At 60.1% G+C, this 8,158-nt stretch carries 6 protein-coding genes; 1 reads left to right on the top strand and 5 read right to left on the bottom strand.

The annotated features are described in order from the left end of the window. Positions 1-84 precede the first annotated feature (84 nt). From CFE428DRAFT_RS21225 to CFE428DRAFT_RS21205, 5 genes are all read right to left on the bottom strand, one after another. Positions 85-810 carry a DUF7796 domain-containing protein gene (locus CFE428DRAFT_RS21225; protein ID WP_006981705.1) on the bottom strand — a complete coding sequence of 242 codons (726 nt, stop codon included), beginning with the start codon at positions 808-810 and terminating at the stop codon, positions 85-87. Positions 811-904: 94 nt separating this feature from the next. Further along, a complete protein-coding gene (locus tag CFE428DRAFT_RS21220) occupies positions 905-1,720 on the bottom strand; it encodes a polymer-forming cytoskeletal protein (RefSeq protein WP_006981704.1) in 816 nt (271 codons plus the stop codon). Positions 1,721-1,732: 12 nt separating this feature from the next. Next, on the bottom strand, positions 1,733-2,131 hold the full coding sequence (locus tag CFE428DRAFT_RS21215; protein WP_006981703.1) for a bactofilin family protein: 399 nt from the start codon (positions 2,129-2,131) through the stop codon (positions 1,733-1,735). A 173-nt stretch (positions 2,132-2,304) separates the two neighbouring features. Next, entirely contained in the window at positions 2,305-3,726 is a 1,422-nt protein-coding gene (locus CFE428DRAFT_RS21210; protein ID WP_006981702.1) for a dihydrolipoyl dehydrogenase family protein, read from the bottom strand. Next, the gene (locus CFE428DRAFT_RS21205; RefSeq protein WP_131989482.1) at positions 3,723-5,231 is read right to left on the bottom strand and encodes a glycosyltransferase family protein; all 1,509 of its coding nucleotides are present in this window, start codon (positions 5,229-5,231) and stop codon (positions 3,723-3,725) included. Before CFE428DRAFT_RS21205 ends, CFE428DRAFT_RS21210 begins: the two co-directional genes overlap by 4 nt. A gap of 300 nt (positions 5,232-5,531) precedes the next feature. Between CFE428DRAFT_RS21205 and CFE428DRAFT_RS21200 the strand changes: the two genes are divergently transcribed. Further along, positions 5,532-8,093 carry a DNA gyrase subunit B gene (locus tag CFE428DRAFT_RS21200; RefSeq protein WP_006981700.1) on the top strand — a complete coding sequence of 854 codons (2,562 nt, stop codon included), beginning with the start codon at positions 5,532-5,534 and terminating at the stop codon, positions 8,091-8,093. Positions 8,094-8,158: the final 65 nt, after the last annotated feature.

The following is an 8,158-nucleotide window of genomic DNA, read 5'->3' as shown; positions in this document are numbered from 1 at the left end:
TTTCCTGGGCACCGACGGCGCGGCGCCCACCGGCACGCGCATCATTTGCGATGCGGAAATTGGATTGTGAGACAATCCCCCAACTTACTTCGGCAACTGCAATTCCATGACCTCGGTGGGCAGAACCTCGGGTGGCCGCACGCTCACCTTTCCGGACTCGTCACGCTTCAGGGTCGCAGCGGACGCCGGGGTGTGAACGATCTTACAACCCGCCCGCATCAGAGCATATTTGGTTAGCGTCTCGGGATGGAATCGGCAGCCTTCGGCCAGCCAACGGTCCAGGCATGGCCACCAGCAATAGGCCTCCGCAGCGTGTTTTCCCAAAACAGCGAAGCGATCGTTCACGCCATCGAAACTCCCCCACCACGGCACCACCGCGGTGGTCGGAGAAATATCCGGCAAACCCTGGACGCCGACGAAAAACCACTGATCGGGACGCAAACGGATGTAAACATCGTAGTCGTTTCCACTCGTCGCCGACCACTCGTAAACCCGACGCAGATGCCAGGCCTGCCGCAGAATGCGCTGGACGATCGTGCGATCGTGCAACCCCTCGCCGATATAAAAATTGCCGCCGACCGATTTTGCGCGGTAGTCGCGTTCGTCCAGCGTCGGCTGATTCACCTTTTCCAGCAGGCAAACCCGGAGGCCAGTATTGGCCAGCAAGGATGCCTGCGCGGAGTCCGATCCATCCGCGACGCTGATCCACAAATCCGCCGAGGGAAAATGGGCCAGAACCTGCCGCTGGATGCTCGGCAGGCAAACATCCAGCGTCCGACACTGGCCGGAGACCAGAATAGCGACTCTCATTCGGATAACCCGGCTTTCCGAACGGCAAGCCGGGGTGGGAGTTTGCGGCGGAAGAAACGCGCCATCTGTTTGGGGGAAACCTCGCCGATCTAAATCAAGCCGGGCCGAGCCCCAGCGATTCGTCGCCAAAGAGCCCCGAATGCTCGTCCTTGCCGAGCAAATCCGGCTGGGTCAATTCCTGCTGCCCGATGAAGAGCTCGCCGCTGAAGATCCCACCGCGCTCGATGTTGATCGCCTTGGCGTAGACCACTCCCTCCAGGCAGCCGCCCTTGGCAATAGTCACGCCCGTCTCACACATGATGCGCGCGGAAATCTTCCCGTGAATCTCCACGGAATGGACTTTCACCGGGCGGACGAATTCCACGTCGGCCCGCTTGACGATATTGAGGTGATGCGTGTCGACGCTGCCGAGCAGCTTCCCTTGCATCTTCACCGAGACGATGCCGGTGCAGAAGAGATTGCCGCGCAATTTGCCTTCGATGTACGCAGAGCCGCACGAGACCTTGGAGCTCGTGATCTCCCCTTTCGAGGTCACGACCACGTCTCCCTGGGTCTGAATGCTACGACCGAACGGACCGCTGATCTTGAAATCGCGGAGATCGATGTAGGAACCGCAACCCGGACAGATGCTTGACTGCGCGGAAGTACTGACCTGCTGCCGGTGTCCGCAGCTAAAACAGCAGATGTCGCGAATCTTCTCGCCCTGGACAAGCTTGGTGATCTTGTCGAGAAACGAGGGCGCCTTGAGGCTCGTGACCTCTTTGGCGAGCAACTTCTCTATGCTGTAGTGCTGGCCGCACTTCCGGCAGAAGGTCGACTTGGCGTAAGCAGACTCAAGCTGACTGAAGCCGCAGTGCGGGCAATCAGCGCTGATCTTTTCGGGTTGCTTCGGTGTATTAGGACTGGCCACAGAGGGCCGCGATTACCGGGCGGGTGCGGGTTGCGGCGCCGGAGGGCGCGGCGCTTCCGATTGCTGCTTGATGGCGCCCTTGACCGGAGTGACCTCCGATTTACCGACAAACGTCGCACCGTCCTCGATCACCAGACGAGCGGCCTTCAGGTCGCCTTGCAGAACCGCGCGGCCCTTGAGCTCGCAGCGCTCTTCGACGGTGATGTTGCCGTGCACTTTGCCGAGCACGGTCACGGACTTCGTTTTGATTTCGCCACGGATTTCGGCATTTTCACCGACGGTCAAAATGCCGGCGGAAGTGATTTCGCCTTCGACTTTACCGTCGATGACGAGTTCGTTTTGAAACTTGATGGAACCCTTGATTTCAACGTCAGCGGAAAGCAGGTTTTTGCCAGAGATTGGATCAGCCATGATTGGTTTTGGTGTGTGTGATACGGGTGCGGGTACAGATACAGGCGGAGCGGGGGGAGTGGGCTCTTCAGCCTCATCGGAACCCTTCGCTTCGCCCGAGCGTAGTCGGTTAAACACGGGCGACTATTCTGTGCGGCCTTGGGGGTGTCAAGGGTTTGATCGAAAGAGTTGATTCATGGCGGCATGAGATTGATTTCGTGCGCGATTTCTTCCGCCGGATACGTCCAAATTTCGCTGAGCGTGGGATGGTAATGCGGGATGTGCATCAGATCGCGGGCCGTGGCCCGGAAATGCATGGCCACGACGATCTCGTGGATGAGTTCCGCGGCATCCGGCCCGATGCAGGAAGCACCGATGATTTGCTGGCTGTCGCGCTCGGCGATGAGTTTCACAAAACCGTGCTGGGAACCGTGAATCATGGCTTTGCCGTGGTCGGCAAATGGATATTTTGCGACGACGATCTTATGCTTTTTGCGGGCATCCCGCTCAGTGAGCCCGACTGCGGCCACCTGGGGATCCGTGAAGACGGCGAAGAGCGCGAGGCGGTAGTCGGTTTTTTCCATCGCACCATCGAGATGACCGAGTGTGCGCGCGGCATTGCGCGCGGCGATCTCGGCTTGCTGGATGGCAATGTGTACGACTTCCACCGGACCACAGACATCACCGGCGGCGAAAATGTGAGTCGGCCCGCAGCGCTGGTGTAAATCAGCCGCGATGGAGTGATGCCCGGTCTTCACTCCGGCCCTTGCGAGTTGCAGCTTCTCGATCGCCGGAGCACGCCCCAAGGCGTAGACGATTTCCTCCGCATCGATCGAGCGCTCCTTCCCCTCATGGAAAAAGTGGACGCGCTTCAACGCGCCGACGCGCTCGACTCTGAGCAGCTTGGTCTTCCGGCAGATCTCCATGCCGCGATGCTCCAGCGCTTTGACCAATTCCTCCGCGACGTCGGCATCGGTCTCCTTCAGCACTTGTTCGCTGCGCTGGATGACGGTAACGCGCGAGCCGATTCCCTGGTAGTAGCTCGCCAGTTCCAGCGCGATCGCGCCACCGCCGAGCAACACGACCGAGGCCGGAATGTGCTCGCTGTCGAGCACCTCGTCGCTGGTCCAGCATCCCGTCTCACGCAGGCCGGGAATATCGTGCCACTGGATGCTTGATCCAGTAGCGATGAGGAAGGTCCGCGCAGTGAGCGTGCGCGTGCCCCCGTCGAGCAAACGCACCTCGACGGTGTGCGCATCGACGAACGCGGCTTCGCCGCGGATGAAATCGAATTTTCCATTTTCGAGCTGCCCTCGGCGGTGGTCGGCAAATTCGCCGATGAGCTTGCGCTTGCGCGCGCGAATCGCCGCTCCATCCGCGCCCTGGTATGCGGCGCGTAATCCAAACTCGCCCGCGTGGCGAATCTCCTCCGCGCGATGCCCGCTCTCGAGCAAGGTCTTGCTCGGCATGCAGCCGCGCAGAATGCACAAGCCGCCCACCTCGGGCCCACCCTCGATCACCGCGGTCTTCAGTCCCAGCCGCGAAGCCGTCGCCGCGCCGGCATAGCCCGCGCTGCCGCCACCGATCACAATAAAATCGAAATCCGATTCACTCATTTGGGTAGTGTAGCATTATCCACTTCGTAGAGGCGATAGAAGCGCAGCCCATCCGGCCGCACCGCCACGCGCCCACTCCACTCCACGAGAAAATCCGGGGCATCCTCCGGGTGATCCCAAAGCGTCACGGCCAGCGGTTTTTCGGGCGGCTTCTCCTTGAGCAATTCGGCCGACATTTCGACATCGCGCGAGGAATCGTCCGACACCACCCAGAACACACGACGTCTCCGCAAAATCTCTGCCGCCGTCGCGGCATCGCCGCTCAAAAAGAAACGCGCGGTATCGACAATGCCGGACAGGCTCTCGTGCGAACTGCCGGCCACACCGGGTTGTCCCGACCAGTAGGCGATCTCCGGCGACAGCCACCATGAAGCGAGAAACGGCCCGCCATTCTGGCTCATTACATTGGACGCAAGGCCGCGCAGCGCGACCAACTCCGCGCGTTTCATGTTGCGCTGATCCTGCATGAGATCATCGGGGAAAAGACTCTTGTCCCACGCGTCCATGACCGGCCACCAACCCACGACGAAGAAGAGCCACGCCGCCCACCCACGCCGCAGCGCCTGCATCTGCCAGGGCAACGTCCACGCAAAGACGATGCCGAGGAAGTATCCCCACCGCGCCTGCCACATCGAAAGCGCCGTGATGACCACGAGCATGACCAACATCGGCAGCGCGCGACGATCCTCGCGTCGGGCGAGCCATAACAAAACAACGCTGGCCAGGCACCACCACCCCACCCACGGAAAGAGTTGCACGAAGCTTAAGCGCGACAGTTCACCAATCTGCCCTTCCCAATTCCCGAAATACTGCCGGATCGCCGCATCGGGCATCGCCACCGGCCAGCCTTCGAGCAGAATCGAAAACACCACGATCGCCAGACCGGCCACCGCTCCCGGCACCCGTGGCCGCGAGAGAAACGCCCGCCGATCCAGCGCCAGCCAAAGCGCCCCGGTCACCACCAGCATAATGATCGGCTCATAGAGCGACACCCACAGACTCATGCCCCACGCGATCCCGCTCACCAATCCCCAGCGCCGCTCACTCGCCAGCGATTCCGCATCCGGCGATTCCGCTTTCCGCGCCAGCGCGAGTTCTGCGCCGAGCGCGACGGTGAGCGTGAGCATGAGTAGCGATTGATGATCCGGCCGCCCCAGCACGGTGCCATGCACCAGGATCGGACTGAGCGCATAAAACAACAGCGCCGCGCCCCCAAACCGCACGCGAAACCTGGCCAGCCACCAGGCCAGAAACAGCGCCCCGGCCACACCGAGCAGCGGCGAGACGAGCGCTCCAGCCAAATCGAGCGTCTGCGCGCGCAGCACACTCGGCTTCTGCGCATTGCCGAAGACCTTGAAGAGTCCATCGAGCGTCCACTTGAGGCTCACGATCAAATAGTCGAACGGCGCCGTCGTATGCGCGGTCACCCCTTGCGGCCAGTTTTCGAAATCGTGGTGTCGCACGATCGTTCCAGGATGTTCCACGATCATTTTCGCGCGGGTCATCCGCGAATAGCAATCCGGGTCCAAAAAGTAAATGTGGCCCTCCACGAAAACCTCGCGGATATTCCAGCACCGCACCCCTAGCGTTAATACGAGGCATAGGATTATCCAGCCGAGTCGGAGGGCGGTTTTCACGAGAAGCGAATTATGACGCAATTCGCCTCCTGTCCACCTACATATTGTGGTATGTTCATTTGAATAGCACAATTGGTTGGATAAAAGCTGGCGCTGGCGGAAAAAAAGCGTTGTGGGCTTCCATGCCCAAACCTACATTGAACTGAGTAATTTTTTCCCACCCGCTTTATGGCCGATTCTGCTGTCTCAAACTCCGAAACTGCTGCTACCAAAACGCAGTATACTGCTGACGACTTGAGTTCGTTGAAAGGACTCGAGGCGGTGCGCAAAAAGCCGGGCATGTACATTGGCGGAACGGACGAAAGGGCGCTGCATCATTGCGTGAGTGAAGTGCTCGACAATTCGGTCGACGAATTCCTGGCCGGCTACTGCACGCACATCGATGTCACGATTCACTCGGATGGATCGATCTCCATTCGCGACAATGGCCGCGGTATCCCGGTGGACATCAACAAGGAGGAAGGCATCCCCGGCGTCGAGCTCGTGCTCACCCGCCTGCACTCCGGAGGCAAATACGGCCAGGGCAACTACGAATACTCCGGCGGCACGCACGGCGTCGGGGCGAAATGCGTCAACGCCGTTTCCGAATGGTTCAAGGTGGAAGTCACGCGCGATGGCAAAATCCACGCCATGTCGTTCGAGCGTGGCACGACCAAGCAGCAGCTTCACGTCATCGCCGAGGTGAAGAACAATCGCCACACCGGCACCCTCATCACTTTCAAGCCCGATCCGGAAATTTTTCACGAGACTACGGAGTTCAAGAGCGAGCGCATTATCACCCGCTTGAATGATCTCGCGTATATCAATGCGCCGCTCTCCTTCACCTTCCTCGACGAGCGCACCGAGGGCGCGCGTCCCGTGCAGATCGTGCACCCCAAGGGAGTCGAGGATTTCGTGGCGCGACTCTCGGAAAATAAAACGCTCGTGCACCCCAAGCCCATCCTCGTGAAGGGCACTCGCGACCGCATCATCGTGGAGTTCGGCCTGCACTACAATGACAGCTACAACGAGCAGCTCCTCTGTTACACGAATGCCGTGCCGAATCCGGATGGGGGCACGCACTCCAGCGGCTTCCGCGGTTCGCTTACTCGCGCGATCAATCAGTACGCCAAGAACAACTCGCTGCTGAAAGACAAGGACCCGGCCATTACCGGCAACGACGTGCTCGAAGGTGTCGCCGCCGTGGTCAGCGTGAAGCATCCGGATCCGCGCTTCGAATCGCAGACCAAGGTGAAGCTCATCTCGCCCGAGGTGGAAAGCATCGTCGGCTCGATTAGCTACGAGGGGCTCATGCTCCACTTCGATCAGAACCCCGGCGTTGGCAAAAAGATCATCGACAAGTGTCTCATGGCCGCGCGTGCTCGCGAAGCCGCGCGCAAGGCTCGCGAGACCGTCCGCAAGGGTGCGATGACCGGCGGCGGCCTGCCCGGCAAGCTCGCCGACTGCTCCGAACGTGACCCTGAGCTCACCGAACTCTACGTCGTCGAGGGCGACTCAGCCGGTGGCTCCGCCAAACAAGGGCGCGACCGACGTTTTCAGGCGATCCTTCCCATCAAGGGCAAAATCATCAACGTGGAGAAGGCGCGTCTCGACAAGGTGCTGCAGAATACCGAAATCCAGACGCTGATCACCGCCATCGGCACTGGCATCGGGATGGCTACCAGCGAAAAGGAAAAGGAGAACGAGGGCACCTTCGACATCAAACGGCTCCGCTACGGCCGCATCATCATCATGACCGATGCCGACGTCGACGGTTCGCACATCCGCACTCTGCTGCTGACTTTCTTCTACCGGCAAATGCCCGAGCTCGTCCGCGGCGGCCACGTCTACATCGCCTGTCCGCCGCTTTACCTCATTAAACGCAAGAAGCGCGAGGAATACGTCGAGGACGACGCCGCCCTCAACCGCATCCTCATCACGCTCGGCTCCGAGGACGTGAAGCTGAAGAATCTCGCCGACGGCAAAATCTTCACCGCCACGCAGCTCAAGGAATTGCTCGATCTGCTCGAGCGTCTGGCCAAGTTCAGCGAAGCCATCCGGCGGCACGGCGGTGACTTCGAGCAATATCTCGCCCGGCGCGACTCCACGACCGGCGCCTTCCCCGCTTATATGGTGAAGGTGCGCGACGGCAACAATGAGAGCGTCGAGTACTTCCTCGATGAGGCCGCCGTCCGTGGCTACCACGAGGACAATCGCGACCTCGGCCTCTTTGAAGATCCCGCACCCGAAAATCCCGTCGAGGGGGAAGCTCTCGCGGAAAAACCAGTCGCCTCCCGAAAGAAGGAGGAAGGTCCGGTCCGCCGTGCCCGTCTCATCGAGTTGCACGAGTCCGACGCCGTGCAAAAGCTCGTGGCGGACATTGCCCGCAAGGGACTAATGATCGAGCATTTCGCGGACAGCGATCATCCCATCTTCGAGCTCATCGAAGGCGAAGGCGACAAGGCGATTACCCACTCCCTCTTCACCGTCCCCGAGATTCACAGCAAGGTCATCGAGATCGGCAAAAAGGGGCTGAGCATTCAGCGGTTCAAGGGTCTCGGCGAAATGAATCCGAAACAGCTCTACGAGACGACGATGGACCCGAACAAACGCAAGATGTGGAGGGTCGAACTCAACGAAGACAACGCCGTCGAAGCCGACCGCATGTTCACCATCTTGATGGGCGACGTCGTCGAACCCCGCCGTCAGTTCATCGAAGACAACGCGCTGAATGCGCGACTGGATGTGTGACGACGTGAAATGCCGTCGCTCTACGTCATTGCCGGTCCGAATGGTGCGGGAAAGACGACTTTCGT

This window comes from Chthoniobacter flavus Ellin428, from assembly GCF_000173075.1.
Classification (GTDB): Bacteria; Verrucomicrobiota; Verrucomicrobiia; order Chthoniobacterales; family Chthoniobacteraceae; genus Chthoniobacter; species Chthoniobacter flavus.
Note: the sequence above shows the minus strand (reverse complement) of the source record. Positions and strands in the feature narration are given on the sequence as shown.